The 26,891-nt window shown below is 71.0% G+C and carries 24 protein-coding genes; 15 read left to right on the forward strand and 9 right to left on the reverse strand.

What is annotated here, in order from left to right; genetic code table 11:
* Nucleotides 1-71 precede the first annotated feature (71 nt).
* The 4 genes from HALOF300_RS14315 to HALOF300_RS14330 are packed head-to-tail and all read left to right on the forward strand — an operon-like array spanning nt 72 to nt 5,188.
* Nucleotides 72-1,208 carry an acetylxylan esterase gene (locus tag HALOF300_RS14315; protein ID WP_156741607.1) on the forward strand — a complete coding sequence of 379 codons (1,137 nt, stop codon included), beginning with the start codon at nt 72-74 and terminating at the stop codon, nt 1,206-1,208.
* Nucleotides 1,205-3,283: a glucosidase family protein gene (locus tag HALOF300_RS14320; protein ID WP_156741608.1), complete on the forward strand. Its 2,079-nt coding sequence runs from the start codon at nt 1,205-1,207 to the stop codon at nt 3,281-3,283. Before HALOF300_RS14315 ends, HALOF300_RS14320 begins: the two co-directional genes overlap by 4 nt.
* A gap of 5 nt (nt 3,284-3,288) precedes the next feature.
* Nucleotides 3,289-4,299, forward strand: coding sequence for an aldose 1-epimerase (locus HALOF300_RS14325; RefSeq protein WP_156741609.1), 1,011 nt, complete (start codon nt 3,289-3,291; stop codon nt 4,297-4,299).
* Nucleotides 4,300-4,333: 34 nt separating this feature from the next.
* Nucleotides 4,334-5,188: an SMP-30/gluconolactonase/LRE family protein gene (locus HALOF300_RS14330; RefSeq protein ID WP_156741610.1), complete on the forward strand. Its 855-nt coding sequence runs from the start codon at nt 4,334-4,336 to the stop codon at nt 5,186-5,188.
* Here HALOF300_RS14330 and HALOF300_RS14335 read toward each other — a convergent pair.
* Nucleotides 5,169-5,879 carry an alpha/beta fold hydrolase gene (locus tag HALOF300_RS14335; protein ID WP_156741611.1) on the reverse strand — a complete coding sequence of 237 codons (711 nt, stop codon included), beginning with the start codon at nt 5,877-5,879 and terminating at the stop codon, nt 5,169-5,171. The genes HALOF300_RS14330 and HALOF300_RS14335 overlap by 20 nt on opposite strands.
* Before the next feature lie 175 nt (nt 5,880-6,054).
* Between HALOF300_RS14335 and HALOF300_RS14340 the strand changes: the two genes are divergently transcribed.
* Genes HALOF300_RS14340 through HALOF300_RS14350 form a run of 3 tightly spaced genes read left to right on the forward strand, consistent with a single transcriptional unit; the run spans nt 6,055 to nt 9,405 of the window.
* Nucleotides 6,055-6,705 (forward strand): succinate dehydrogenase cytochrome b subunit, encoded by a 651-nt coding sequence (locus tag HALOF300_RS14340; RefSeq protein WP_156741612.1) that lies wholly within the window; start codon nt 6,055-6,057, stop codon nt 6,703-6,705.
* Nucleotide 6,706: 1 nt separating this feature from the next.
* Nucleotides 6,707-8,662 carry a fumarate reductase/succinate dehydrogenase flavoprotein subunit gene (locus HALOF300_RS14345; protein WP_156741613.1) on the forward strand — a complete coding sequence of 652 codons (1,956 nt, stop codon included), beginning with the start codon at nt 6,707-6,709 and terminating at the stop codon, nt 8,660-8,662.
* Entirely contained in the window at nt 8,659-9,405 is a 747-nt protein-coding gene (locus HALOF300_RS14350; RefSeq protein WP_156741614.1) for a succinate dehydrogenase/fumarate reductase iron-sulfur subunit, read from the forward strand. Before HALOF300_RS14345 ends, HALOF300_RS14350 begins: the two co-directional genes overlap by 4 nt.
* An 85-nt stretch (nt 9,406-9,490) precedes the next feature.
* On the opposite strand, the gene HALOF300_RS14355 is transcribed toward HALOF300_RS14350, so the two are convergent.
* From HALOF300_RS14355 to HALOF300_RS14370, 4 genes are all read right to left on the reverse strand, one after another.
* Nucleotides 9,491-10,519, reverse strand: a complete 1,029-nt coding sequence (locus HALOF300_RS14355) for a hypothetical protein (RefSeq protein WP_156741615.1) — start codon at nt 10,517-10,519, stop codon at nt 9,491-9,493.
* 280 nt (nt 10,520-10,799) lie between these two features.
* Nucleotides 10,800-11,813, reverse strand: coding sequence for a ribosome small subunit-dependent GTPase A (rsgA, locus tag HALOF300_RS14360; protein ID WP_156741616.1), 1,014 nt, complete (start codon nt 11,811-11,813; stop codon nt 10,800-10,802).
* Nucleotides 11,814-11,820: 7 nt separating this feature from the next.
* Nucleotides 11,821-13,143 carry a 3-phosphoshikimate 1-carboxyvinyltransferase gene (gene aroA, locus HALOF300_RS14365; RefSeq protein ID WP_156741617.1) on the reverse strand — a complete coding sequence of 441 codons (1,323 nt, stop codon included), beginning with the start codon at nt 13,141-13,143 and terminating at the stop codon, nt 11,821-11,823.
* A gap of 20 nt (nt 13,144-13,163) precedes the next feature.
* On the reverse strand, nt 13,164-13,718 hold the full coding sequence (locus tag HALOF300_RS14370; RefSeq protein WP_156741618.1) for a DoxX family protein: 555 nt from the start codon (nt 13,716-13,718) through the stop codon (nt 13,164-13,166).
* An 85-nt stretch (nt 13,719-13,803) separates the two neighbouring features.
* Between HALOF300_RS14370 and HALOF300_RS14375 the strand changes: the two genes are divergently transcribed.
* Complete coding sequence (locus tag HALOF300_RS14375; RefSeq protein WP_408636848.1) at nt 13,804-14,550, forward strand: sigma-70 family RNA polymerase sigma factor; 747 nt, start codon at nt 13,804-13,806, stop codon at nt 14,548-14,550.
* Nucleotides 14,547-14,819 (forward strand): mycothiol system anti-sigma-R factor, encoded by a 273-nt coding sequence (gene rsrA, locus HALOF300_RS14380; protein WP_156741619.1) that lies wholly within the window; start codon nt 14,547-14,549, stop codon nt 14,817-14,819. Before HALOF300_RS14375 ends, rsrA begins: the two co-directional genes overlap by 4 nt.
* 161 nt (nt 14,820-14,980) lie before the next feature.
* On the opposite strand, the gene HALOF300_RS27740 is transcribed toward rsrA, so the two are convergent.
* Entirely contained in the window at nt 14,981-15,055 is a 75-nt protein-coding gene (locus tag HALOF300_RS27740) for a 50S ribosomal protein bL37 (RefSeq protein WP_407938729.1), read from the reverse strand.
* 238 nt (nt 15,056-15,293) lie between these two features.
* Here HALOF300_RS27740 and HALOF300_RS14385 point away from each other — a divergent pair, with 238 nt between their 5' ends.
* The 6 genes from HALOF300_RS14385 to HALOF300_RS14410 are packed head-to-tail and all read left to right on the forward strand — an operon-like array spanning nt 15,294 to nt 20,858.
* The gene (locus tag HALOF300_RS14385; RefSeq protein WP_156741620.1) at nt 15,294-16,388 is read left to right on the forward strand and encodes a Gfo/Idh/MocA family protein; all 1,095 of its coding nucleotides are present in this window, start codon (nt 15,294-15,296) and stop codon (nt 16,386-16,388) included.
* A 49-nt stretch (nt 16,389-16,437) separates the two neighbouring features.
* Complete coding sequence (locus HALOF300_RS14390) at nt 16,438-17,193, forward strand: ThuA domain-containing protein (protein ID WP_156741621.1); 756 nt, start codon at nt 16,438-16,440, stop codon at nt 17,191-17,193.
* Between the two features lie 50 nt (nt 17,194-17,243).
* A complete protein-coding gene (locus tag HALOF300_RS14395) occupies nt 17,244-18,227 on the forward strand; it encodes a zinc-binding dehydrogenase (protein ID WP_156741622.1) in 984 nt (327 codons plus the stop codon).
* Nucleotides 18,228-18,279: 52 nt separating this feature from the next.
* Nucleotides 18,280-19,131, forward strand: a complete 852-nt coding sequence (locus tag HALOF300_RS14400; RefSeq protein ID WP_156741623.1) for a DUF4097 family beta strand repeat-containing protein — start codon at nt 18,280-18,282, stop codon at nt 19,129-19,131.
* A 60-nt stretch (nt 19,132-19,191) separates the two neighbouring features.
* Nucleotides 19,192-20,715 carry a sodium-dependent transporter gene (locus HALOF300_RS14405; RefSeq protein ID WP_156741624.1) on the forward strand — a complete coding sequence of 508 codons (1,524 nt, stop codon included), beginning with the start codon at nt 19,192-19,194 and terminating at the stop codon, nt 20,713-20,715.
* Nucleotides 20,712-20,858, forward strand: a complete 147-nt coding sequence (locus HALOF300_RS14410; RefSeq protein WP_156741625.1) for a methionine/alanine import family NSS transporter small subunit — start codon at nt 20,712-20,714, stop codon at nt 20,856-20,858. Before HALOF300_RS14405 ends, HALOF300_RS14410 begins: the two co-directional genes overlap by 4 nt.
* Before the next feature lie 18 nt (nt 20,859-20,876).
* Here the strand turns inward: HALOF300_RS14410 and HALOF300_RS14415 are convergent, their stop codons facing one another.
* The 3 genes from HALOF300_RS14415 to HALOF300_RS14425 form a co-directional block, all read right to left on the reverse strand.
* Nucleotides 20,877-22,688 carry a glycoside hydrolase family 35 protein gene (locus HALOF300_RS14415; protein WP_197522564.1) on the reverse strand — a complete coding sequence of 604 codons (1,812 nt, stop codon included), beginning with the start codon at nt 22,686-22,688 and terminating at the stop codon, nt 20,877-20,879.
* A gap of 8 nt (nt 22,689-22,696) precedes the next feature.
* Entirely contained in the window at nt 22,697-23,302 is a 606-nt protein-coding gene (locus HALOF300_RS14420) for a GDSL-type esterase/lipase family protein (RefSeq protein WP_269455291.1), read from the reverse strand.
* Nucleotides 23,299-26,891, reverse strand: a 3,593-nt coding sequence (locus HALOF300_RS14425) for a multifunctional oxoglutarate decarboxylase/oxoglutarate dehydrogenase thiamine pyrophosphate-binding subunit/dihydrolipoyllysine-residue succinyltransferase subunit (protein ID WP_156741627.1), incomplete at its 5' end; no start/stop codon positions are given. The genes HALOF300_RS14420 and HALOF300_RS14425, both read right to left, overlap by 4 nt.

The following is a 26,891-nucleotide window of genomic DNA, read 5'->3' on the forward strand; positions in this document are numbered from 1 at the left end:
CGCGACATCGTTGGCTCCGCCGGAGGCTGCGGGGCCAACAACCTCGCGTTCGCCGGCGACGGGACGCTCTGATGGTGCAGGTCGACCTGCCGATCGAGCAGTTGCGGACCTATCGGAACCCGCGGCCGGCGCCGCCTGGCCTGGGCGAGTACTGGGACCGGACCCTGGCGCAGTCCCGTGCCGCAGCCGGGCCGGTGCGAGCCGACCGCGTCGACGTCGGCCTGCGCACGGTCACCTGCTACGACGTCACGTTTCCCGGGTTCGCCGGCGAGGACGTCCGGGCCTGGTGGCTGGTGCCGGTACTGCCCGACGGCGTCGGTGACGCGCTGCCCGACGGCGTCGCTGGCGCACTGCCCGAAGGCGTCGCTGGCGCGGGCATGGACGGCGTCGCTGACGCGGATACAAACGGCCGAGGCGGCACCGGCAGCCTTCCGGTCGTGGTCGAGTTCCTCGGGTACGGCGGCGGCCGGGGTCTGCCCCATGAGCGCCTGACCTGGGCCAGCCACGGGTTCGCCCAGCTCGTCGTGGACAGCCGCGGCCAGGGCAGCATCTGGAACACCGGCGATACCCCGGACCCGCACGGCTCCGCCGGGGGCGGCGTCGGCCTGCTCACCAAGGGCGTCGACCACCCCGACCACCTCTACTACCGCCGCCTCCTCACCGATGCCGTGCTCGCCGTCGACGCCGCCGCCCGCCTGCCCGGCGCGGACCCGAGCCGGATCGCCACGCTCGGGCACAGCCAGGGCGGCGCGCTCGCGCTGGCCGCGGCTGCGCTGAACCCGGCCGTGGCCGCCGTCGGTGCCCGGGCGCCGTTCCTGTGCGGGATCGCCCGCGCCCTGGAGGTCACCGATGCCGAGCCCTACGGGGACCTGGCGCGCTACCTGTCCGTGCATCGCACCCGCGCCGAGGAGGTCCTCGCGTTGCTCGATCATGTCGACCTCTCCTTCCTCGCCCCTCGGCTGCGCTGCCCCACCTGGATCTCCGTGGGGCTCGCGGACCCGATCTGCCCGCCGTCGGGCATCTTCGGCGCGATCAACGCCATCGAGGCGGTCGCCCCCGAGATCCGCACCTGGCCCTACGGCGGCCACGAGGCGGGCGGCGCGCACGACGACGCGCACCTGGCCGCCTGGCTCGCCGAACACCTCGGGCCGGCCGCGGCCGACCAGCACCTGCCACCCGACCAGCACCCGAACCAAGGACAGCCGTGACCCACCACCTCGTCCCGACCTGCGCCGACCTCGCCAGCGACGTCGTCGTCGATGCCTTCGACGACATGGTCAACCCGCCCGGCCTGACCAACCACTGGGCCGTCGCCCAGGTGGACCACGACGTCGTCGCCGTCCGGAGCCTGAACGTCCCGCCGGTCTCCCAGGGGGACTCGATCTCCGGCCAGCTCTACCTCGGTGGCCGCCTCGCCCGGTCCTTCGGCGCTGCCGTGAGCGTGCGCTGGCGCCCGGACCGGGTCGAGCGCGCCACCACGATCGACGGCTGGGAGATCACCACGGTCACCGTGTGCCCGCCCGGTGAGCCCGGCGTGAGCGTGAGCATCGAGGTCACCGAGACCACCGGCGCCGACCGGGACCTGCGGCTCGGCCTGTGGCTGGCCTCGACCGTGACGAAGCAGGCCGGACCGTGGCGCTCGGCCGAGCCGCCGCAGGCCCCGAACACCATCACCCGGGCCGGCGCCCGGGTGATCGGCACCGACGGCAGCGCCACGGCGGTCCAGGAGCTCGTCCGGCCCGACGGCGCACGCCTGCTGGAGGGCCCGGCGCACGTCGTCGAGGCGGTGCTCGAGGTGGCCGCGGGCGCGACGGTGGCCTTCGGTTTCGTCCACGCCGTCGCGGCCGAGCCGGCGGAGGCGGCGCTGGTCGCGGACCGCCTCGTGGCCGGCCTGCCCGATGCGGCGCGGGCGAGTGAGGTCGAGTGGGACCGGCAGATCGCCGCCATGTTCGATCCCGACGACGACGAGTTCGGCGGCGCTCTACCGGTCCTGGAGACCGACGACGAGGCGCTACGACGGCTGTACTGGTGGGGCGCCGTCGGCGTGCTGTGGTTCAAACGGGACAACCCGGCGTCGGTGCTCGGCCGCACCTACGACACGCTCATGCCCCGGTACTGGCAGACCACGACGTTCATCTGGGACTACTCGCTGTCCTCCCAGGTGCACGCCCTGCTCGACCCGGGGGTGATGCGCCGGCAGATCGCGCACTGGGTGGGACTGGACATCGACAAGCACTTCGGCACCGAGTGGCTCACCGGCGGGCCGGTCGGGTACTGGTACTCGGTCAACCACTACGCGATGACCCGGCTCGTGCGCGACTACGTCGCATTCACCGGGGACCGTGACTTCCTCGAGGAGTCGCTGACCACTGCCGACGGAGTCACGCAGCGGCTCGCCGACGACGTCCGGGCGTGGTCGCGGGCCTGGCACCGGATCCGCTCCACCAGTGGCCTCGCCGACTACGGGGAGATCGACAACCTGCTCGAGTGCGTGAGCTCCTACGTCCACGAGGTCGCGAGCCTGAACGCCGCGAACGTGTGGTGCCTGCGCACCGCGGCCGGGCTCGCCGACCTCGAGGGCGCCCCGGGCGAGGCGGCGACGCTGCGGGCCGAGGCCGACGAGCTCGTCGCCCTGGTCAAGGACCTCTACATCCCCGGCGCAGGGTTCTACCACGCCCGCCAACCCGATGGGTCGCTCACCCCGACCCGGCACTGCTACGACTTCGCCACCGTGGGCACCACCATCGCCGCGGACCTGCCGGCCAGCACCCGGGACGAGATGGTGCGGTTCTTCACGCAGGAGCTGCGGACGCCGTCCTGGATGCGCGCCCTCTCACCGTACGACGCGGACGCCGGCTACTCGCTTCGCGCCGACCATCAGTGGAACGGCGCCTACCCGGCCTGGCCGCCGGACGCCGCGCGGTCCGCGATCGCCCTCGGCCACCCCGAGGTGGTGCTGGAGTGGCTGCCAGGTCTGGCCCGGTCGGCGAACCAGGGCCCGCCCGGGCAGGCGCACTTCGTCGAGGAGGCGGCCGAACCGGTCAACGGGGGAGCACGCAAGACCCCGCCCCAGTTCCCGTACCTGATCGACTGGTCCTGCTCCTCGGCCGGGTCCTGGGTGGAACTGGTGATCTCCGGGATCTTCGGCGTCCACGTGGACTGGGACGGCACGGTGACGGCGAACGGCTGCGTGGACGGGCTCGACCCAGGTGCCGCGTTGCGGGGGCTGCGCGTCGGCGGCATCAGCTACGACGTGGTCGACGGCCAGGTGCGCAGGAGCTGACGACGATGACCGGGGCAGCAGGGGTTGCGGCGGCGGCCCTCGACGGCGGGTGGCCGGCACTGGAACTGCGCACCCACGCGGCGAGCCTGACCGTGCTGCCCGAGAAGGGCTGCGACCTCGTCTCGTTCGTGGACGCCCGGACCGGGGTGGACGTGCTGTTCCGGGCGCCGTGGGGCATTCCGCCTCGGGCGAGCGGGGCCTGGAACGCCGCCGACGAGCCAGAGTGGCTCGAACGCTACCCCGGCGGGTGGCAGGTGCTCTGCCCGAACGGAGGCGCCGCCTCGCCCGCGCCGGGCGGGGGCACCTGGGGGTTCCACGGGGAGGCGTCCCGGATCCCGTGGCAGGTCACCGGGACCGGGACCGATGGGCAGGCCGCGTGGCTGACGGCGCGGACCAGGCTCACTGCCGCTCCACTGCGGCTGCAGCGGACCATCCGGCTGGACGGCGCAGGTGTCTCGATCACCGAGACCTGTGAGAACACCGGGCCGGACCCGATCGGGGTGATGTGGTCGCACCATCCGGCGTTCGGGGCGCCGCTCCTGGCCGACGGTGCGCGGATCACCACGGGCGCCCGGACGTTCCTCGCCGACGCGAAGTCCCCGGGCACCCACCTGTCGGCGGGAGCGTCCGGGGCGTGGCCGTTGGCCGTCGCGGCCGACGGGTCGGCCCGGGACCTGTCCATCGTGCCCGGGCACGACGAGCGGGTCGCCACCTTCGGGTACCTGACCGACCTCGGGACCGACGGCGCCTGGGCCGAAATCACGAACGCCAGCCTCGGTCTGGGCGTGCGGCTGTCCTGGGACGAGACCGTCTGGCCGCACGCGTGGTTCTGGCAGGAGCTGCACGCGAGCCCCGGGCACCCGTGGTGGCGCGAGGCATACGTGTGCGCCATCGAGCCGGCCAGCACCATCCCGGGTCACGGCATCGCCGGGGCGCGCGAGGAGGAACTGCTGCACCTCGCCGGTGGCGAGAGCCGGACCGCCACGATCGAGGCCACCATGTTCGAACCCGGCTGACTGCGACTGCGCGGCGACGAGGAGGTGTGAGGCCATGGCAACGGTGCGCGTGTTCCACGACGGGACCCTGACGGACCCGCAACTCGATCACCCGGAGGGGATCGCGGTGCATCCCGACGGGAGCATCTGGTGCGGCGGCGAGGCCGGCCAGCTCTACCGGATCGATCCCGACGGCGATTCACTCGAGGTGGTCGCGAACACCGGCGGGTTCATCCTCGGCGTGAGCTTCGCCCCGGGCGGCGACGTGCTCTACGCGTGCGACCTGAAGGCGCGCGCGGTGCATCGCCTCGACGTGGCCAGCCGCGCTGTCGAGGTGTTCTCCCGCGGCGGCGACCGGCCGTTCGTGACCCCGAACGCGATCGCCGTCGCCGTCGACGGCACCATCTATGTTTCCGACTCCGGCACACAGGGCGCGCCAGGCCCGGGCGTGTACCGGTTCGCTCCGGACGGCACCGGGGGTCTGTGGTACGACGGCGAACTGGACTTCGCGAACGGACTGGCGCTGACGCCGTCGGGCCGGGACCTGTACGTCGCGGAGACGTTCGCGTCCGCGATCACCCGGATCCCGATCGGGACGGACGGTGCACCCGGGAGCCCCGAACTCCTGGCGTACCTGCCGGGAGCACTGCCCGACGGCGTCACGGTTGGTCCGGACGGCGGCTTGTACGTCGGCTGCTACGAACCGTCCCAGGTGCTCCGCGTGGACACCGCCGACGGCACGGTCACGACGGTGGCCGCCGACCCGACCGCCCACCTGCTGTGCCACCCGACGAATCTCGTGTTCCGGGGGAGCACGCTGTTCACCAGCAATCTCGGCCGCTGGCACATCACGCTCATCGACGGGGCACTTGCGGGCCGGGGCACGGCGGTCAGGCGCGATCCGCGATGAGCTGGGCGAGTTCGGCCGGTCTGCTCCACATGGGCCAGTGGCCGGTCGGCAGGTCCACGAGGTCCAGGGCGCGGAACTCGAGCAGGCCGGCGAGGAAGGACATGCCCTGCTCGGCGTACGAGCGGTACTCGGCGGCGGTGAACGCGGTGCACACCACGGTGCCGGGCACGTCCAGGCGTCGCGGGTCCGTCAGCTGGACCGGGTCGCGCAGGACACCCGCCGGCTCGGGCACGGCCCGTTCCCGGAACGTCTCGAGCTGGGCGTCGGTCAGGTCACGCATCGAGCCCTGCTCGAACTCCTCGTCCCAGGCCGCGGAGAGCGGATAATCCGGAGCCTCGAGGCCGGCGTTCATGCGATAGCCGTCCACAGCGGGCACCGTGTCGACCCAGACGGCATGCGCGACCGCCTCGACCCGGGCGTCGAGCGCGGCCGTCGCGGGGACGGCGGCACCACTGTGCGCGACGAGAACCACGCGTGCCGGGCCGGCCGCGTCGATCGCTCGCTCGATCGCGCGCGTCTGGTCGACCAGGCGGACGTCCTCGCGGGCGGCGGCATCCGGCTCGAGGCCGGGCAAGGTGAGGGCGGTGACCGGATGACCCAGCGCGCGGAGCCGGCCGGCGACGTCGTCCCAGGCCCAGGAGCCGAGCCAGAAGCCCGGAACGAGAACGATGTGTGTGCCGTTGTTGTCCATGGCTCCCAACATAGGACCGCGGTGTGACATTCCTGACGGCGCGTCACCTCCGCGTCGCCGCGTGTCACGCGGCCACTCCGGAAGGGCTAAGTTAGACGCCGTGGCAACGCGTACGGTGACTTCATCCCCCAAGCCCGGATCGGTGTGGAGATCCACACCGCTGTTGAAGGTCGCCATGGCGATCAGCGGCATCATCCTCGTGCTGTTCCTGCTCGCTCACATGTACGGGAACCTGAAGGTGTTCGAAGGCCAGGACGTCTTCGACAGCTACTCCCACCACCTGCGCGAGCTCGGCGAGCCGATCCTCCCGTACGGGGGCGCGCTCTGGATCATCAGGATCGTCCTGCTCGCCGCCATCGTGGTGCACGCGGTCTCCGCGATCACGCTGTGGCGACGGGCGCGCAAGGCCACCGGCGGCAAGGGCGGGGCCCGGTACGCCAGCTCGAAAGCACCGCGCGGTGCGCAACGCAGCTACGCCTCGTTCACGCTCCGCTGGGGTGGCGTGACGATCCTGCTGTTCGTCATCTACCACCTGCTGCACCTGACCACGAACACGATCGCGCTCGGCGGTGCCTCGGACAGCCCGTTCGAGCGGGTCGTCAACGGGTTCAGCATCTGGTGGGTGGTGCTCAGTTACACGATCGCGCTGATCGCGCTCGCGTTCCACCTGCGGCACGGGATCTGGGCTGCGATGGCGACGCTCGGGGCGAACACGAGCGCGAAGCGCCGCAAGAACCTGAACATCATCGCGGTCGTCGTCGCGGCCGTGATCGTGGTGGGCTTCCTGATCCCGCCCTTCGCCGTTCTCTTCGGATTGGTTGGTTGATTTGAGCAGCGTCAGCGACACCCAGTTCTTCACCGTCGGTGAACCGCTCGCGGACACCAAGGCGCCGGCCGTCCCGGTCAACCTGATGTGGGACGAGCGCCGGTTCCAGGCGAAGCTGGTCAACCCGACCAACCGCCGCAAGCGCTCGGTCATCATCGTCGGGACCGGGCTCGCCGGCGGCGCTGCCGCTGCCACGCTCGGTGAGGCCGGCTACCACGTCAAGAACTTCTGCTACCAGGACTCCCCGCGCCGCGCGCACAGTATCGCTGCGCAGGGTGGCATCAACGCCGCGAAGAACTATCGCAACGACGGCGACAGCGTCCACCGGCTCTTCTACGACACGGTCAAGGGCGGCGACTACCGCTCCCGCGAGTCCAACGTGTACCGGCTCTCCCAGGTCAGCGTCGAGATCATCGACCAGTGCGTCGCGCAGGGCGTCCCGTTCGCCCGCGAGTACGGCGGGCTCCTTGACAACCGGTCCTTCGGTGGCGTGCAGGTGTCCCGCACGTTCTACGCCCGGGGGCAGACCGGCCAGCAGCTCCTGCTCGGCGCCTACCAGGCCCTCGAGCGCCAGATCGGCGCCGGTAGCGTCGAGATGTACACCCGCCACGAGATGCTCGACCTGATCATCGTCGAGGGCCGCGCTCGCGGGATCGTGGTCCGGGACATGGTCTCGGGCGAGATCGAGACCCACATGGCCGACGTCGTGGTGCTCGGCACCGGCGGCTACGGCAACGTGTTCTTCCTGTCCACGAACGCGATGGGCTGCAACGTCACCGCGACGTGGCGGGCACACCGCAAGGGCGCCTACTTCGGGAACCCCTGCTACACGCAGATCCACCCCACCTGCATCCCGGTGTCGGGGGAGTACCAGTCCAAGCTCACCCTGATGAGCGAGTCGCTGCGCAACGACGGCCGGATCTGGGTGCCGATGGAGGCCGGCGACAACCGCGACGCCCGGGAGATCCCCGAGGCCGAGCGCGACTACTACCTCGAGCGCCGCTACCCGGCGTTCGGCAACCTGGTGCCCCGGGACGTGGCGTCGCGGGCCGCCAAGCAGGTCTGCGACGAGGGCCGCGGCGTCGGCCCCGGCGGACGCGGGGTCTACCTCGACTTCGCCGAGGCGATCACCCGGCTCGGCCGCAAGGCCGTCGAGGCCAAGTACGGCAACCTGTTCGAGATGTACGCGCAGATCACCGGCGAGGACCCCTACGTCACGCCGATGCGGATCTACCCGGCCGTGCACTACACGATGGGCGGGCTCTGGGTCGACTACGACCTGGAGTCCACGATCCCCGGGCTGTTCGTGATCGGCGAGGCGAACTTCTCCGACCACGGTGCGAACCGTCTCGGGGCCAGTGCCCTGATGCAGGGCCTGTCCGACGGCTACTTCGTGCTCCCGAGCACCATCGCGAACTACCTCGCGGACGCCCCGTTCGAGGCCGCGGACGCCACCCACCCGGCGGCGGTCGAGGTCACCGACGCGGTCCGCGAGCGAGTCCAGCGGCTGCTGGCCATCAACGGCACCCGCACGGTCGACTCCTTCCACAAGGAGCTCGGCCACATCATGTGGGAGTACTGCGGGATGGAGCGCACGGCCGAGGGCCTGACCAAGGCGATCGGGCTGATCCGCGCGCTGCGCGAGGAGTTCTGGACGAACGTCCGGGTCACCGGTACCAATGAGGAGCTCAACCAGACGCTGGAGCGGGCCGGCCGGGTGGCCGACTTCTTCGAGCTCGGCGAGCTGATGTGCATCGACGCCCTGCACCGCGAGGAGTCCTGCGGCGGCCACTTCCGGGCGGAGCACCAGACGCCCGACGGCGAGGCGTTGCGTGACGACGAGAACTTCGCCTACGTGGCGGCGTGGGAGTTCGGCGGCGATGGTGGCTCGCCGGTATTGCACAAGGAAGACCTGATCTATGAAGCGATCGAGATGAAGCAGCGGAGCTACAAGTGAACATCACGTTGCGGGTGTGGCGTCAGCGCAACAGCGACGACACCGGTCAGATGCAGACCTACCAGGTCACCGACGTCTCCCCGGACATGTCCTTCCTGGAGATGCTGGACGTTCTCAACGAGAACCTCACCATCTCGGGCGAGGATCCGATCGCGTTCGACAGCGACTGCCGGGAGGGCATCTGTGGGATGTGCGGCCTGGTCATCAACGGCCTGGCGCACGGTCCGAAGGAACGGGTCACCACCTGCCAGCTGCACATGCGCTCCTTCTCCGACGGCGACGTGATCGACGTGGAGCCGTGGCGGGCCGAACCGTTCACGGTGATCAAGGACCTGATCGTCGACCGTGGTGCGTTCGACCGGATCATCCAGGCCGGCGGCTTCATCACCGCCCCCACCGGGACCGCGCCGGACGCGCACGCCGCACCGGTGCCGAAGGCGGACGCGGACGCCGCGTTCGACGCCGCCACCTGCATCGGCTGTGGCGCCTGCGTGGCCGCCTGCCCGAACGGATCCGCGTCCCTGTTCGTCGCGGCGAAGGTGACCCACCTCGGGCTGCTCCCGCAGGGCCAGCCGGAGCGGCACTCCCGCGCGCTGGACATGGTCGCCCAGGCCGACCTCGAGGGCTTCGGCGGCTGCACCCAGATCGGTGAGTGCACGGCCGCGTGCCCGAAGGGCATCCAGCTCGACCTCATCTCGCGCCTGAACCGGGACGTGCTCGGCGCCCTCGCCCACCGCGGCTGAGATCACACCCCCAGCGCTGAGATCGCACCAGCCGGGCTGAGATCGCACCATTGAACGGTGCGATCTCAGCGCCGGAGGTGCGATCTCACGGGCGGAGCAACTCGGGCCGGGCGCGCAGTGAGTGCACGAACGAGATCGGCAGCGCATCGATGAGGCGAGCGAACATCCGATCGGTGTGAGCGAGGTCCTCCCAGACCGCGCGGACCACCTCGGCCCTGGTCGCCCGAATCCGGTCCTCCCGGACCTTCTCGTCCGTCACGATCCGAGATGCCTCGGGCCCGGTCCCGCGGTACTCGATCCGCCCGTCGAACTCGGCGTGGATCGTGACGATCCGCTGTGTCCCGTTCGGACGTGTCAGCGTGAACCGCCACCTCATGTCGGTGTAGTACGTCGCCGCATCGGTTCGCACGGCGGACTGGCAGACCGGTGGTGGCAGACCGCGGGCAAGTGCGATCCACCGGAGCGCGGACTCTCCCGGGGACTCCGCATACGGATCCGCGAGGGCGATCACGACGCGTCCCTGACGCCGCCCCCGGCGCATACCGGGCTCGTCGAGGAGGCGGAGCAGCCTCGCTCGCAACTCTGCGGTGCGCTTGTCGGTGCCCGTGCGATCGGTGCGGTCCGGTTTCACAAGGATCCCCATCGCGCTGTCCACGACCACGAGCGCATCGCGCGGATGCAGCGTCCGCGCGCAGTCGAGGATGGTGCGCTCGAGCGTGGTGACGGTCAGCCCGTTCACGATGGTCCGTTCGGACTCGCCGATCGCACCCACGTGCCGGACCAGGTTCCGGGTGTGACCAGGGCTGGGGTTGCCACTCTGGAACAGGTGAACCCGGGGATCGACATCCCAGAGTGCACAGCCGTGCAGGAGCGCCGCGCTGGTGTGGCTGAACACGTGGTCGCGGCTCAGGAGCCGCGTTGCCGCCACGCACCTACCCAGGGCCAAGACGCGCTTGCGGTGCCATCTCGGATCCTTCGGGTCGACCACCACGAAGGCTCCCTTGCGGACAGGCACCAGTCGTTCGGCTCCGATCATTCGTGCCAGTACAGGCGCGGTCAGTTCACCGGTGAGGTAGGTGCGCGGCAGTTCGGGCGGCGTCGGCAGTTCGGGCATGCCTGCACCCTGGCGGACAACGTGAGAGCATGCGTCGGCCCTGTGGACGGCACTCGGAAGGTACTGAGCTCGCACGCGCGACGCTGAGATCGCACCGCCTGACGGTGCGATGTCGGCCGGGGTGGTGCGAACTCGGCGCGGGCACGGAGACCCTCCACATCGGTCGGGGCGCCCACGGCACGGGAGCGATCGCGGGATCGCCTCTGCCTCGACCATGCCAATCCCCACGCCGAACCCGCAGGTCGACGGACGGGCCGAGATCCGGCCCGGCATCACGCGGTCAGTCCGAGTCGCCGGACCGGCTCGTCAGCAGTCTGCGGAAGGACTCCAGTCGCGCCTCGCCCGCGGGGCCCGCGGCGCCCGAGGCGACCCACTCGTCGAGTGCACAGTCCGGGGCGTCGGCGGTGTGGGTGCACCCGCGGGGGCAGTCCTGCGCGACCGCCGCGAGGTCGGCGAACGCATCCACGAACGTGGCGGGATCCACGTGGCCCAGCCCGAACGAGCGCACCCCGGGGGTGTCGATGATCCACCCGCCGCCGGGCAGCTCCAGTGCCACGGCGGAGGAGGAGGTGTGCCTGCCCCGGCCGGTGGTCGTGTTCACCACGCCGGTGGCCCGGTCCGCGTCCGGCACCAGGGCGTTCACCAGGGTCGACTTCCCGACGCCGGAGTGGCCCACGAGCACCGAGACCTTGCCGGCCAGCTGCTCGCGCAGCGCCTCCAGCCCGTGGATCGTCACGCCCTCGCGGTAGGTCGCGACCGACGCGACGTCCAGCGTCCGGTACAGCTGCGTGAACGGCTCGGGGTCGGCCAGGTCCGCCTTCGTCAGGCAGAGCAGGGCGTCCATGCGGGCGTCGAACGCGGCCACCAGGCACCGGTCGACCATGCGGGGCCGCGGTTCGGGGTCCGCCAGCGCGGTGACGATGACCAGCTGGTCCGCGTTCGCAACGATCACCCGCTCGATGACGTCGGAGTCGTCCGCGGACCGGCGCAGCACCGTGCGCCGGTCATGCACCCGGACCACCCGGGCGAGGGTGTCCTTCGCACCGGAGGTGTCGCCGACCACGTCCACCCGGTCGCCCACCACGATCGAGGACTTGCCGAGCTCCCGTGCCTTCATCGCGGTCAGGCGCACGCCGTCGTCGGTGAGCAGGTGGTAGCGGCCGCGGTCCACGGCCAGAACCAGGGCCGCCCGGGCGAACGCGTGCTCGGGACGCTGCTTGGTGCGCGGCCGGTTCCCCTTCGGGTTCGGGCGCACCCGGACGTCGGACTCGCTCCAGTCCCTGCGTCCCGCCATGACCGGCCTACGCCCTGCCGGATGGCCCGAGCAGGTCGGCCCACATCGCGGTGAAGTCCGGCAGCGTCTTCGCCGTCGTCGCCACGTTCACGACCCGGACGCCTTCGACGGCGAGACCCACCACGGCCGCGAACGTGGCCATCCTGTGGTCGTGGTAGGTCTCCACGTCGGCGCCGTGCAGTCCGCCGCCGCGGATGATCAGCCCGTCCTCGGTCTCCTCGGCGGACCCGCCGAGCCGGCGGATCTCCGTGACCAGGGCAGCGAGCCGGTCGGTCTCGTGCCCGCGAATGTGCGCGATCCCGCGAAGCCGGGACTCGCCGTCGGCCAGCGCGGCCAGAGCAGCGATCGTCGGCGCCAACTCGCCGGCGGCACTCAGGTCCACATCGACCGGGCGCACCGCGTGAGTGCCGGTCACCGAGAGCACGCCGTCGGCGAGTGCCGTCGTGGCCCCGAGGCGCTCCAGCAGGCCAGGCAGCAGCGCGCCGGGCTGCGTCGTCGCCGTCGGCCAGTTCGGCACCCGTACGGTGCCGCCGACGGCGAGCGCGGCCGCGAGGAACGGGCCCGCGTTGGACAGGTCCGGCTCGATGACCACGTCACCGCCGGAGATCGGTCCCGGCTCCACCCGCCACTTGCCGGGCGCGGCGTCGTCCACGTTCACGCCCCGCTCGCGCAACGCCGCGATCGTCATGTCGATGTGCGGCTGGCTGGGCAGCACCTCGCCCACGTGGTGCAGGGTGAGGCCCGCCTCGAACCGGGGCGCGGCGAGCAGCAGCGCGGAGACGAACTGGGACGAGCCGGAGGCGTCGATCTCGACCTCACCGCCGAGCACCCGGCCGGTCCCGTGCACCGTCAGCGGCAGGAACGACGGGTCGTCGACGGGCTCGCCCGTGGCCGGGTCCGCACCGGTGACCGGGACGCCGAGCGCCGCCAGGCCGCGTAGCACCGGGCCCATCGGCCGGACCCGGGCACCGGCGTCCCCGTCTAGCCGCACGGGACCGTCGGCGAGCGCGGCGATCGGCGGGATGAACCGCATCACCGTGCCGGCGAGGCCGCAGTCCACCTCGGCCGGCCCACGCAGGACCGCCGGCGTCACGACCAGCGTGGTCCCGCCGTCGTAGGCCTCGATGCCGGTGCCGAGGGCGCGCAGGGCGCCGATCATCAGGTCGGCGTCCCGGGATACCAGGGCACCGGTGATCCGGGTCGGCTCGACCGCGAGCGCGGCCAGCGGCAGGGTCCGGTTGGTCAGCGACTTCGAGCCCGGGACCAGCACCGTGGCATCGAGCGGCCGGGTCGCGACGGGAGCGGGCCAAGGGGCGGTGAGAGTGGGCACCGGCCCAGCCTACCGGGGGGTCAGGACGAGATCTTGGCCCGCAGATCCGCGGTGGTCGCCTTGACGCCGGACTTCATTGCCTTCACGTTCGCCCTGGTCAGGTCCGCCTTCACGTCCGCGAGCTCGCTCCGGTGCGCCCGCCAGTTGTTCCACTGCCAGCCCAGCGAAGGCTTACCGACCCGGTCCTCGGCCGCGATCAGCAGGCCGCCGACCAGGGCGAGGTTGCGCAGGAAGCCGCTGGTATCGGCGCGGCGCTGGTCGCCCTTGGAGGTCCAGAACGGGTACTTGACCACCGTGAGCGGGACCGTGACAGCGGCAAGTACCGCCGAAGCCAGCCGTGGGGCCTTCCCCGTGGCGAGCAGGACCCCTGCGCCAACCGTCACCGCACCGGTGATCCGGGTCAGCGTCTTGGCGTCGGTGGGCAACTGCGGAACCCTGTCGCCGATCGCCTGGATCGGCTTGTCATAGGGCTCGAGCTTCTCGGCGTGCTTGTCCGCGTTCCGGATGGCATCCAGGCCGTCCACGATGAACACCGAGGCGAGGAGCGGGCGGGCGAGCAGGCGAAGAGGATTCATGGTCCATGACTACCGCAGATGCCCCGCGAGTGCTAGTGGAGAGCCCTGCCGGAATGACCGGCGGCCCGGCGTGGTTGAGGAGCGTGTGAGCGCCGAACTGACCGAGCACCGAGCCGCGGCTGCGTGTCCCCGAACGGCCGCGTCGACGCGGCCGTCCCCGAGTGGACCCGCGGGGGCCCGCCGGCCCGGACTGCGACGGGGCACAGGGCGACTAGGCTCGACCCCGATGACAGAGAACACCGACCGGGCACCCGACGATGAGAACGAGGCCGCCCGGGACCGACGGTTCGAGGACGAGGCGATGCCCTACCTCGACCAGCTGTACGGCGCCGCCCTGCGGATGACCCGGAACCCCGCTGACGCCGAGGACCTTGTCCAGGAGACGTTCGCGAAGGCCTACGCCGCGTTCCACCAGTACAAGCCCGGCACGAACCTCAAGGCCTGGCTGTACCGGATCCTGACGAACACGTTCATCAACACCTACCGCAAGAAGCAGCGCGAACCCCTGCAGTCGGACGCCGACACCGTCGAGGACTGGCAGATCCACCGGGCCGCGTCGCACACCTCGACCGGGTTGCGCTCGGCCGAGACCGAGGCGCTGGACTCGCTCGGCGACGGTGAGATCAAGGACGCGCTGGCAGAACTTCCGGAGGACTTCCGCCTGGCCGTGTACCTGGCCGACGTGGAGGGCTTCGCGTACAAGGAGATCGCCGAGATCATGGACACGCCGATCGGAACCGTGATGTCACGGTTGCACCGGGGGCGCGCCCAACTGCGCAAGTTGCTCGCCGACCATGCGCGTTCGCTGGGGATGAAGGTGGAGAAGGTATGAACCAGGACCGCCCGAACACGGGTGAGTGCCGGTGCGAAGAGGCACTGGAGCATCTGTACGAGTACGTGGACTCCGAGCTGCCGGACCTGGACCTGGTCCGGTTGCGCGCCCACATCGAGGAGTGCGTGACGTGCCTGCAGGCCGTCAGCGCCGAGACCGAGCTGCGGGTGGTGCTCAAGCGCTCCTGCGTCGAGGTGGCGCCGGACGCGCTGCGGATGCGCGTGATGACGCAACTCTCGCTGCTGCGGACCACGACCAGCACCGACTGACCCCGCGCTACCGGTGCGATCGCACCTGCCGCGTTGACCTCGTCCCTGCGCGCGTACGAGGTCAAGGTCGCAGGGGCGATGTCAGCGCCGGCCGGGCCGGGAACGAGAAAGCGCCGAGGACACCACGTGGGTGTCGCTCGGCGCTCGGGGCTTCCCGACGCTCAGGCGTTGGGACGCTTGCCGTGGTTGGCGGCGCTGCCCCGACGGGCCTTGCGCTTGCGACCGCGCTTGCTCATGACTGTCTCCTCGATACCGACTGTGGCGGAATGCCAGTGTCCGCCGTCCATGGTCCCACACCTGGGCGGGTGGCTCCGACGCCCCGATGCCCGACGGCGGGTGGTCGCCGGGCGGGGCGGCTCCAGCCGCCCCGCCGGTCACGTTCGCGATGCTCGACGGCGGTGGTCGCCTCCCGCGGCCGTGGCGGCTAGTGTGGCGCCCGGCCCGTGATCCACATCCCGATCGTACGAAGGTGACATGTCACTGTCTCAGGAACCGACACCGTTGCGGGTGGGGGTGGTCGGGCTCGGTTTCGCCGGTTCGACGCACCTGGCCGCTTACCAGCAGATCCCCGGCGTGGAGGTGGTCGCGCTCGCCGGGCTCGAGACCGAGCGGCTGCACCAGCTCGCTGACAGTCACGGCGTCGAGCACCGCTACGAACGGTGGGAGGACCTCGTCGCGCGCGACGACCTGGACATCGTGAGCGTGGGTACGCCGACGTACCTGCACGAGCCGGTCACCGTGGCCGCACTGGAGTCCGGTGCGCACGTGCTCTGCGAGAAGCCCCTCGCCCGGACCGCCGAGGAGGGCAAGCGGATGGTGGACGCCGCCGTTGCCGCCGGCCGGGTGCTGCACGTCGCGTTCAACCACCGCCGCCGCGGCGACGTGGACGTGCTCAAGCACCAGATCGACGCGGGCGCGCTCGGTCGGATCTACTACGCGAAGGCGCACTGGCGCCGCCGTAACGGGATCCCGGGCATGGGCAGCTGGTTCACCGACGCCGAGATGGCCGGCGGCGGGCCGCTGATCGACCTCGGCGTGCACATGCTGGACATGGCCCTGTTCCTGCTCGGTGAGCCGCGAGTGCTGAGCGTCTCCGCGTCCACGTTCGCCGAGCTCGGCCCGCGCGGCCTCGGCGGCCGGGTGGACGTCGGCAAGACGCAGGTCGCGTCCGTCTACGGTGTCGAGGACCTGGCGACGGCGTTCCTGCGGCTCGAGGGTGGCGCCACCCTGTTGCTGGAGACCAGCTGGGCCAGCTACCGGCGACCCGGGGACAACTTCGGTGTGGAGCTGTTCGGCAGCGACGGTGGCGCGTCGGTCGACGTCGAGAACTACACCCATTCCGACACGCTGCGGATCTACACCGACGTCGCGGGTGTGCCCGCCGAGGTCCGACCCGCCGTCACGAAGGGGGAGGGGCACCTGGCCGTCGTCCGGGAGTTCGTCGACGCGGTGCGTGGCGGCGACTGGTCCGCGCACGTGGGCCGCGACGCCCTCACCCGGGCGCGGATCATCGACGCCTGCTACCGCTCTGCCCTCGAGGGCCGCGAGGTCGCGGTCGAGGCCGACTGACCCCGATCCGCAGCCACCGCACGACCCCCAAGACACCCTGGAGAGACCCATGCCACAGCCCAGCCAGCCCATCCGCCCCATCCGGGTCACCGTGTGGGGCGAGAACGTCCACGAGCACCGTGACGAGTCCGTGCGGGCGATCTACCCCGACGGCATGCACACCACCATCGCCGAGGGAATCGCCGAGCACCTCGGCGACGGCGCCGTGGTCCGCACCGCCACCCTCGACCAGCCCGAGCACGGCCTCACCGAGCAGGTCCTCGCCGAGACCGACGTGCTCACGTGGTGGGGGCACGCGGCGCACGAGGCGGTCAGCGACGAGGTCGTCGCACGGGTGCGGGCCAGGGTCCTGGCCGGCATGGGGCTGCTGGTGCTGCACTCGGCCCACTTCTCGAAGATCTTCATCGACCTGATGGGCTCGACGTGCTCGCTCGGCTGGCGCAACGATGCCGATCGGGAGCTGGTCTGGACCGTCGCCCCGGGGCACCCGATCACGGCCGGGGTGCCGAGCCCGATCGACATCCCCGAGCAGGAGATGTACTCGGAGTACTTCGACATCCCGGCTCCGGAGGAACTGGTCTTCATCAGCTCCTTCACCGGCGGCGAGGTGTTCCGCAGCGGGTGCACCTTCCGCCGGGGCAACGGCCGGATCTTCTACTTCAGCCCCGGAGACCAGGAGTACCCGGTCTACCACCACCCGCATGTGCGGCGGGTGCTGGCCAACGCCGTCGGCTGGGCAGCGCCCGGCCCGGCGATCGACGCTCCCACGGTGGCCAACCGCCCGCGAGGCTGGTTCGAGGGCTGAGGCCGGCGCCCGGCATGGCCGGGCGACCTCGGGTGTCCTAGGGTGAGTTGATGCGCAGCGCCCACGTCGTCCGCCAGGACCCCGAGGACCCGCTGGCCGGGCTCGAGGTCGCCGACCTGCCCCAACTCGAGGCGCCGGCCGGCTGGGTGCGGGTCCGGGTGCGCGCGGCCGCGCTGAACCACCACGACCTGTGGAGCCTTCGCGGGGTCGGCCTGTCCGCGGACCGGCTGCCGATGATCCTCGGCACCGACGCCGCCGGGGTCACCGACGACGGCCGCGAGGTCATCGTGCACGCGGTGATCACCTCACCGGGCTGGACCGGTGAGGAGACACTCGACCCGAAGCGGACGCTGCTGTCCGAGCTGCATCCCGGCACCCTCGCCGAGTACGTGCACGTCCCGGTCCGCAACCTCGTGGACAAGCCCGCCGGCTGGAGCTTCGCCGAGGCGGCCTGCCTGCCGACGGCGTACCTCACGGCCTACCGGATGCTCTACGGCGCCGCCGGTCTCACCCCGGGCCAGCGGGTGCTCATCCAGGGTGCCGGCGGGGGCGTGGCCACCGCGGCGATCGTGCTGGCCCGGCTCGGCGGCATACACGTCACCGTCACCTCGCGGGACGATGCCAAACTCGCGCGGGCGCGCGCACTCGGCGCCCACGACGCGGTCGCCTCAGGCACTCGCATCGCCCCCGTCGACGCGGTGCTGGAGACCGTCGGCGAGGCCACCTGGGCCCACTCGCTGCGATCGCTTCGCCCCGGTGGCGTGATCGCCGTCGCGGGCGCGACGAGCGGGCCGGCGCCGTCCGCGGATCTGAACCGGGTGTTCTTCCGCAGTCTGCGCGTGATCGGCACCACGATGGGCACGCTCGCCGAGCTCGCTGCCGTGCGGGACGCCATGGTCGCAGCCGGGATCCGCCCGGTCCTCGACTCCGTCCACGACTTCACCGACGACGACGCGGGTACGACGGCGGTCCGCACCGCCTTCTCCCGGCTCGCCTCGGGCGCCGCGTTCGGCAAGGTGGTCCTGACCCGATAGCACGCGAGCTCACGCGCCCCAACGCACCAACCGATCACGAGGAGTTCAACACATGGCAGCAACGAGTCGGATCGTCACCGGACCGGAGTCGATCGAGATCGCAGGGGCCGACGGCGTCACGGAGGTCCGCGTCCAACTCATCAAGGGCGGCGCGGAGGTCTCGAGCCGCGCCGAGCCCGGCCTGCACATCGAGATCGACGAGGTGGACGGGGCACCCCTGGAGGTGGCCACCGACGGCGCCCGCCTGACCATCGGCTACCCCTCGATCGGCTGGGAGGGCTGGCTGAAGCGGCTCACGTCCTTCGCCGCCGACGACCGCGCTCGGGTCCGGATCGGCGTCGGCCCCGGAATCCGGGTCACCGCCGCGACCGTCGCTGCTGCCGTGTCCGTCTCGGACGTGGCCGAGGACCTGACCGTCAACAGCGCGTCCGGGCCGGTCCGTACCGAACGGACCACCGGTTCGGTCACGGTCCGCACCGCGTCCGGTCCGATCGTGGTCGGTGAGCACACCGGGCCGGCGAACGTGACCACCGTGACCGGCACCACGTTCGTCGGCGGGGCCACGCCCCGCCTGTCGGTGACCACGGTCTCAGGTGACGTCGCCGTGTCCCCGACGACGCCGTCGTCCGTGGTTTCGGTGACCGGCGTATCGGCGGCCATCACGGTGACGCTCCCGCCTGACGTCGGCCTGGATCTGAGCGTGCACGGCGTGAGCGCACCGGTCGTCGTCGACGGCGTCGACCGTCGAGGCGGCTCCGGTCCGTCATCCACGTCGGTCTCCGAGCCGCGCGGAGCCGGAACGAGCTTCGTGAAGGTCAGCACCGTCACCGGCAGCGTTTCCGTGGTGCATGACCGGTCGGACGCGCCCGAGGGCGACGCCGGGCAGATCGACGGGGCCGGCTGACAGGACCGACCCCGTGGCCGGTGGCCCGGCCACCAACCATCGAATGCAAGGGAGCACGACGTGGCGCAGGAACGAGAACAGTTCAAGGGACGGCGGGCGTTCATCTTCGCGGCCGTCGGGTCCGCGATCGGGCTGGGGAACATCTGGCGGTTCCCGTACGTGGCCTACGAGAACGGCGGTGGCGCGTTCATCATCCCGTACCTGGTGGCGTTGCTCACCGCGGGGATCCCGCTGCTGTTCCTGGACTACGCGATCGGTCACAAGTTCCGGGCATCGTCCCCGCTGGCCTATCGCCGGCTCGGTGGCGCCACGGAGGCCATCGGCTGGTGGCACGTCGGGATCTGCTTCGTGATCGCCGTCTACTACGCGGTCGTGATCGCGTGGGCGGTGCGCTACACCGGCTTCTCCATCAACCAGGCCTGGGGCGACGATCCCGGCGGGTTCTTCGGAGGCGACTTCCTGCAGCAGAGCGGGGAGTTCACCCTCGGCGGGTCCTGGGTGCCGGCGGTCGGCATCCCGCTGATCATCATCTGGCTGTTCGCGCTCGTGGTGCACCGGCTCGGCGTCCAGGACGGCATCGCCCGGCTCTCCCAGATCTTCATCCCGGTTCTGGTCGTCATCTTCGTGGTCATGGTGATCCAGGGGCTGCGACAGCCGGGCGCGATGCTCGGTCTGGACGCCCTGTTCACGCCCGAATGGGGCGCCCTGACCAACCCGGGGGTGTGGATCGCGGCCTACGGGCAGATCTTCTTCTCACTGTCCGTGGGCTTCGGGATCATGATCACGTACTCCTCCTACCTCAAGCGCAGGTCGAACCTGACCGGCTCCGGACTCGTGGTGGCGTTCTCCAACTCCGGCTTCGAGATCCTCGCCGGGATCGGGGTGTTCGCTGCGCTGGGGTTCATGGCGCAGGCCAGTGGGGTCGGGGTCGCGGACGTGGCCGAGTCCGGTATCGGGCTCGCGTTCATCGCGTTCCCGGCCATCATCTCCACGATGCCCGGCGGCAGCCTGTTCGGGGTGCTGTTCTTCCTCTCGCTGGTCCTCGCCGGGATCACCTCGCTCGTCTCGATCGTGCAGGTGGTCCTCGCGGGCGTGGAGGACAAGCTCGGCTGGAGCCGCACGAAGTCCGTGCTGATCGCCGGCGGGCTGATGGCGGTCGTCTCGGTCGCTCTGTTCCCGACCACCACCGGGCTGAACCTGCTGGACGTGGTGGACAACTTCGCGAACAACTTCGGCATCGTCGGCGCCGCGCTGGTGAGCGTGATCGTGATCGGCTGGGGTCTGCGCAAGCTGCCCGAGCTGGCCGCGCACGTGAACTCGGTGTCCTCGTTCAAGCTCGGGCGCACCTGGTTCGTGCTGCTCGGGGTCGTCACCCCGCTCGTGCTCGGCTACATGTTCATCAGTGAGGTGGTCACGCGGATCCGGGACGGCTACGGCGAGATGCCGGCCGGCTACGTCGGCGTGTTCGGCTGGGGCGTGGCGATCGGCCTGATCGTGATCGCGGTGGGAGTCAGCCTCATCCCGTGGCGACGCGGGGTGGTCGAGGACGAGCCGGTGCTCGTCGAGGGAGGTGAGCCGCGATGAGTGCTGCGGCGATCGTGATGTTGGTGGTGGCCCTGGTCCTGGTCTGGGGCGGCTTGGTGGCGGCGCTCCTACACCTGCGCAAGCACCCGGAGGAGTTCGACGTGGTCGAGAGCGGGCAGCAGGAGTACCCGCCGTCCACCTGAGTGGCTGCGCGGGCGGCGTCAGCCGAGGTCCGGGCTGTCCCGGATCTCGATGGGGCCGCCCGGCGCGTCCGCCGGCAGCGTCAGCTCGGCGATCACCAGTTCGTTCGCGCCGGCCCGCCACAGCGGCGCCGGGGCGTAGAGCGTGCGTTGCGGCCCTGCCGGGTTCCAGTACCGACCCAGGTTGAAGCCGTTCAGGAACACGTGGCCGTGGTGCCAGCCGGGCAGGGCCAGGTAGGCGTCGCCGGCGTCCTGTTCGGTCAGGTCCACCACCGCGCGGTGCAGGCCGCCGTGGACCCTGACGGCGGAGCTCGCCCGTGCGGTCCAATCCAGCTCCGGCAGGGTCGTCAGGTCGAGGCCCGCATGCGCCCACGAGAACAGGTGCTGGTGGGCCAGCCGCACCGCCTGCAGGCCCTTGGAGTCGCGCAGGTGGCGGCCGAAGTTCACCCGGCCGAGCGAGGTGACGGTGATCTCGATGGTGTTCACCGGCTGGTCGAGCTCGACCCGCAGGCCGTCGCCCGCGTGGCCGTACCCGGGGTCCGCCTGGGTACGGCCGAGGCGACCGACGAGGGTTCCGTTGACCACCACGGTGGCGAGGTCGGCCAGGCCGTCCAGGTGCAGGTCCGCGGCCGGCATCGGGCCGGGCACGGTGGTGACGTACCGGGCCACGCCGTGGTGGATGCCGAGCCGCTCGAACGAACGGGGCGCCGGTGCAAGAACCGCGGGGACGCCGTCGAGCACGGCGCCGAGGTCCAGGGAGAACTGCACGTCGACCGTGCGCGGGGTCAGCCTGGCCGGCGCCGGCGGGGGAGCGGGCGGCGTGCGCCCGGTGTGCGCGGCGATCACGTCCCGGAACGCCTCGAACTTCGCGGTGAGGGTGCCATCCTCCGCGATCGGTGCGTCGTAGTCGTAGGAGGTGATCGTCGGCTGGAACTCTGGGCCGGCCTGGCCGTCGTGGCAGTTCGCGCCGGCCCAGACCCCGAAGTTCGTGCCCCCGTGCGCCATGTAGAAGTTCACCGAGCGCCCGTCCGCGAGCATCCCGGCCAGTTCCTCGGCGGCGCTCGCGGCGTCGCGGGTGTGGTGCTCGACGCCCCAGTGGTCGAACCAGCCGTTCCAGAACTCCATGCACATCCCGGGCTGGTCCGGGCGGGCCCGGGCGAGTTCTGCGAAGGCCTCGGCCTGCCGCGACCCGAAGTTCGCCGTCGCCAGCAGGCCCGGCACGGTGCCGCCGGCAAGCATCAGCGGCTCCGGTCCGTCCGAGGTGAACAGCAGCACGTCGATCCCGCGCGCCCGGAGCCCGTCGGCCATCGCGCGCAGGTAGGCGGCGTCGTTGCCGTAGCTGCCGTACTCGTTCTCCGCCTGCACGGCGATGACCGGTCCGCCGCGGGTGAGTTGGCGCTCGGCGATGATCGGGATCAGGGCGTCGAACCATTCGTCCACGTGCGCGAGGTAGGCCGGGTCCGAGGTGCGCAACGCACCTGCGGCCGCGTCGTCGGTGAGCAGCCACGAGGGGAACCCGCCCAGGTCCCACTCGGCGCAGATGTAGGGGCCGGGTCGCACGATGACGTCGAGGCCGAGGTCACCCGCTAGGTCGATGTACGCGCCGAGGTCCGCGTCGCCGGTGAAATCGGGATCGGTGCCCGCGTGCGGAGCGTGGAAGTTCCACGCCACGTACGTCTCGACGGCGTTGGCGCCCATCGCAAGCAGCCGCCGTAGCCGGTCCTCCCAGAGCGCGCGCGGGACCCGGAAGTAGTGCACCGCGCCTGAGATGATCTGGTGCGGGACGCCGTCGCGCAGGAAATCCTGCCCGGCGACCACGAAGGTGTCGGTCACACGCGTCCTCACTCCTGGGGCAGGCCCAGCCACTCGTGCCAGCCGTTGTGGAGCACCAACCAGGCGAGCAGACCGTAGCCGGCCTGCTGCGGGTGGGTGCCGTCGCCGGCCGAGGTGTCCGAGAGCCATTGTTCATGGGTACGCAGCGGTTCGAAGGTCTCCACGTAGGTCACCCGGCGGCGCTGGCAGACGTCCGCGAACGCCCCGGAGAGATCCCCGAGCGCGGACTCGGACACGTCGGCGCGCGGCGGCGGGCCCACCACGAACGTGGGGATCTGCCGGTTGGCGGCGTCGTCGAGCACGTTGGCCAGGTTCAGCCGGCTCCGGGCCAGGGACACCCCGTGCTGCAGGTCCGCGGACCCGGGGGCCACCACGAGGCGGTTCTCCCCGGCCCCGAAGCGACGGTTGCACTCGGTCTCCCAGCGCCCGGACAGGGAGGTGCTGGTCTCGCCGGGAACTGCCAGGGCGAAGAACGCCAACGGCGTCTCCGACTGCGTCCGGGCCGCGACCCGGCCGACCCAACCCATCCCGCGGGCGTCACCCAACCCGGCGACGAGGTCGTCGCCGACCACACAGATGCGCGTGCCCGCCGCGTCTGGGGACGCGGCGCTCACCGTTGGAATGCCTCGCTCAGCAAGGTGGCCTGCTCCGCCTGGTGCTTCTTGCCGGTACCGGCGGACGGGGCCGCCATGTTCGGGCGGGACACCACGCGCAGCCGGCCCTTCAGCCGCGCCGCCTCCGACATCTCGGGCAGGGCGTACACCAGGTTCAGCACCAGGTAGCTCCACGCGCCCTGGTTCTTCGGCTCGTCCTGGACCCAGACGAACTCGGCGTTCGGGTACCGGCTGAGCTCGGCGCGGATTGCTTCGTCGTCGAGCGGGTAGAGCTGCTCGAGGCGGACGATCGCGGTCCTGGTGTCCTCACGCTTGGTGCGCTCGGCGAGCAGGTCGTAGTAGACCCGCCCGCTGCACATGAGCACCCGGTCGACCGTTGCCGGGTCCACGGCGGAGTCGCCGATGACCGTCTGGAACGTCCCGGTGGTGAAGTCCTCCACCGAGGACGTGGCCGCCCGCAGACGCAGCAGCTGCTTCGGGGTGAACACGATCAGCGGGCGACGCGGGCGCTGATACGCCTGACGCCGCAGCAGGTGGAAGTGGTTCGCCGGGGTGGACGGCTCCGCGACGATCATGTTGTCCTCGGCCGCGAGCTGCAGGAACCGTTCCTTGCGGGCGGAGGAGTGGTCCGGTCCCTGGCCCTCGTAGCCGTGCGGCAGCAGCAGCACCACGGAGGAGCTCTGGTCCCACTTCTGCTGGGCGGAGGAGATGAACTCGTCGATGATGGTCTGCGCGCCGTTGACGAAGTCGCCGAACTGCGCCTCCCAGAGCACCAGGGCGTCCGGACGCTCGACCGAGTAGCCGTACTCGAAACCGAGGGCCGCATACTCGCTCAGCGAGGAGTCGTACACCCAGAACTTGCCCTGGTCCGCGGCGAGGTACATCAGCGGGGTCCATTCGGCGCCGTTGACCCGGTCGTGCAGCACCGCGTGCCGCTGCACGAACGTGCCGCGGCGCGAGTCCTGCCCGGTCAGTCGTACCGGCGTGCCCTCGAGCAGGAGGGAGCCGAACGCGAGGATCTCCCCGAAGGCCCAGTCGATGTCGCCATCGGTGGACATCTGGTGCCGCTTCTGGAGCAGCTGGAGGAGCTTGGGGTGGACAGTGAAGCCCTCCGGCGGGCGAACGTGCGCCTCACCGATCCGCGTCAGCATCTGCGTGGGTGCGGCGGTCTCCCAACCGACCATGACCCCGGCGTCCTCGAGCTGGGACTCCGGACGCTCCAGGCCGGCCACCTGGACGTCGTCGGTGGTGGTGCTGGCGCCGGAGCGGGCCTCGGTGAAGACTCGCTCGAGTTCGCCCTTGTAGTGCGAGAGTGCTTCCTCGGCCTCGTCCTCGGTCATGTCGCCACGGCCGACGAGCGCCTCGGTGTACAGCTTGCGGACGCTGCGCTTCTTCTCGATCAGGGAGTACATCACCGGCTGCGTCATCGAGGGGTCGTCGCCCTCGTTGTGACCGCGGCGGCGGTAGCACACCATGTCGATGATGACGTCCTTGTGGAACTCCTGGCGGTAGTCGAACGCCAGCTCGGCCACGTGGGCGACAGCCTCCGGGTCGTCGCCGTTCACGTGGAACACCGGGATCTGCAGGCCCTTCGCCACGTCCGTGGCGTACAGCGTGGACCGGGACGAGGACGCGCCGGTCGTGAAGCCCACCTGGTTGTTGATCAGGATGTGCACGGTGCCGCCGGTGCGGTAGCCGCGCAGCTGGGACATGTTCAGGGTCTCGGTGACCACGCCCTGCCCGGCGAACGCGGCGTCCCCGTGGATCAGGATGGGCAGCACGGAGAACCCGGCCCCACCGAGGTCGATCCGGTCCTGCTTGGCGCGGACGATCCCTTCGAGCACGCCGTCGACGGCCTCGAGGTGGGACGGGTTCGCGGCGAGGTAGACCTTCGTGGACTCGCCGCTCACGGAGATGTACTTGCCCTCCGTGCCCAGGTGGTACTTCACGTCACCGCTGCCCTGCACGGTGCGCGGGTCCTGGTTGCCCTCGAACTCGGCGAAGATCTGCGCGTAGGACTTGCCCGCGATGTTCGCCAGCACGTTCAGCCGGCCGCGGTGCGGCATGCCGATGCCGACCTCGTCGAGGCCTTCCTCGGCCGAGCGCTCCAGGATCTTGTCCAGCATCGGGATGAGCGACTCGCCACCCTCGAGGCTGAACCGCTTCTGACCGACGTACTTGGTCTGCAGGAACGTCTCGAACGCCTCGGCGGCGTTCAGCTTGCGCAGGATCTGCTGCTGGGCGATCGGCTCGGGCTTGGCCCAGCCGGACTCCAGGCGCTGCTGCAGCCACTTGCGCTGGGCGGAGTCGTGCAGGTGCATGTACTCCGAGCCGATGGTGCGGCAGTAGGAGTTGCGCAGCAGTCCGAGGATGTCCCGCAGGAGCATCTTGGGCTTGCCGCCGAACCCGCCGGTCGGGAAGGTGCGGTCCAGGTCCCAGAGGGTCAGGCCGTGGTTCTGCACGTCCAGGTCGGCATGCCGGCGCTGGCGGTAGGCCAGTGGGTCGGTGTCGGCCATGAAGTGCCCGCGGGAGCGGTAGGAGTGGATCAGCTCCGCGATCCGGGCCGGCTTGCCGAAGTCGTCCTCGGCGTCGGCGTTGGTGTCCTGGGTCCAGCGGACCGGCTCGTACGGCACCCGCAGGGACGCGAACACCCGATCGTAGAAGCCGTCCTCGCCGATCAGCTTGGAGTGCACGATCCGCAGGAAGTCACCGGACTGGGCGCCCTGGATGATCCGGTGGTCGTAGGTGGAGGTCAGCGTCAGGATCTTCGACACACCGAGCTTCGCGAGGGTCTCGGTGGAGGCCCCCTGGAACTCGGCCGGGTAGTTCATGGCGCCGACGCCGATGATCGTGCCCTGCCCGGCCATCAGGCGCGGCACCGAGTGGACGGTGCCGATGGTGCCGGGGTTCGTGAGCGAGATCGTGGTGCCCGCGAAGTCCGAGACCTCGAGCTTGCCGCCGCGGGCCTTCTTGACCATGTCCTCGTAGGCCGCCCAGAAGTGGGCGAAGTCCATCGTCTCGGCTTCCTTGATGGACGGCACCAGCAGCTGGCGGGTGCCGTCCGGCTTGGCCAGGTCGATGGCCAGCCCGAAGTTGACGTGTGCCGGGCGCACGATCCCGGGCTTGCCGTCCAGGTCGCGATAGCCGGCGTTCATCTCGGGCATGTCCCCGAGGGCCTCCACCACGGCGAAGCCGATCAGGTGGGTGAAGGAGACCTTGCCACCGCGGCTGCGCTGGAGGTGGTTGTTCAGGACGATCCGGTTGTCCACGAGCAGCTTCGCCGGGATCGACCGCACGCTGGTCGCGGTCGGCACCTCGAGGCTGGAGACCATGTTCGTGACGGTCCGGGCGGACGCGCCACGCAACTTCTCGACCTCGTCGTCGCCGCCGGCGCTGCGGGGACCGCCGCCGGTGAGGGACTTCGTGTACGGGGCGGTCGGTGCCTCCGCGGTGACCTCGGGCGCGGCCGGTGGGATGTCGGCGCGGACCTCCTCGGCCGGCGGAGTCGCGGCGCTCGCCTGCGCGGCGCTGTGCGCGGGGGTCGACGGCGTCGCCGCGGCGGGCGGGTTCGTCGCCTTCGCCTCGGGGG

Source organism: Occultella aeris (assembly GCF_902703175.1).
Classification (GTDB): Bacteria; Actinomycetota; Actinomycetes; order Actinomycetales; family Beutenbergiaceae; genus Occultella; species Occultella aeris.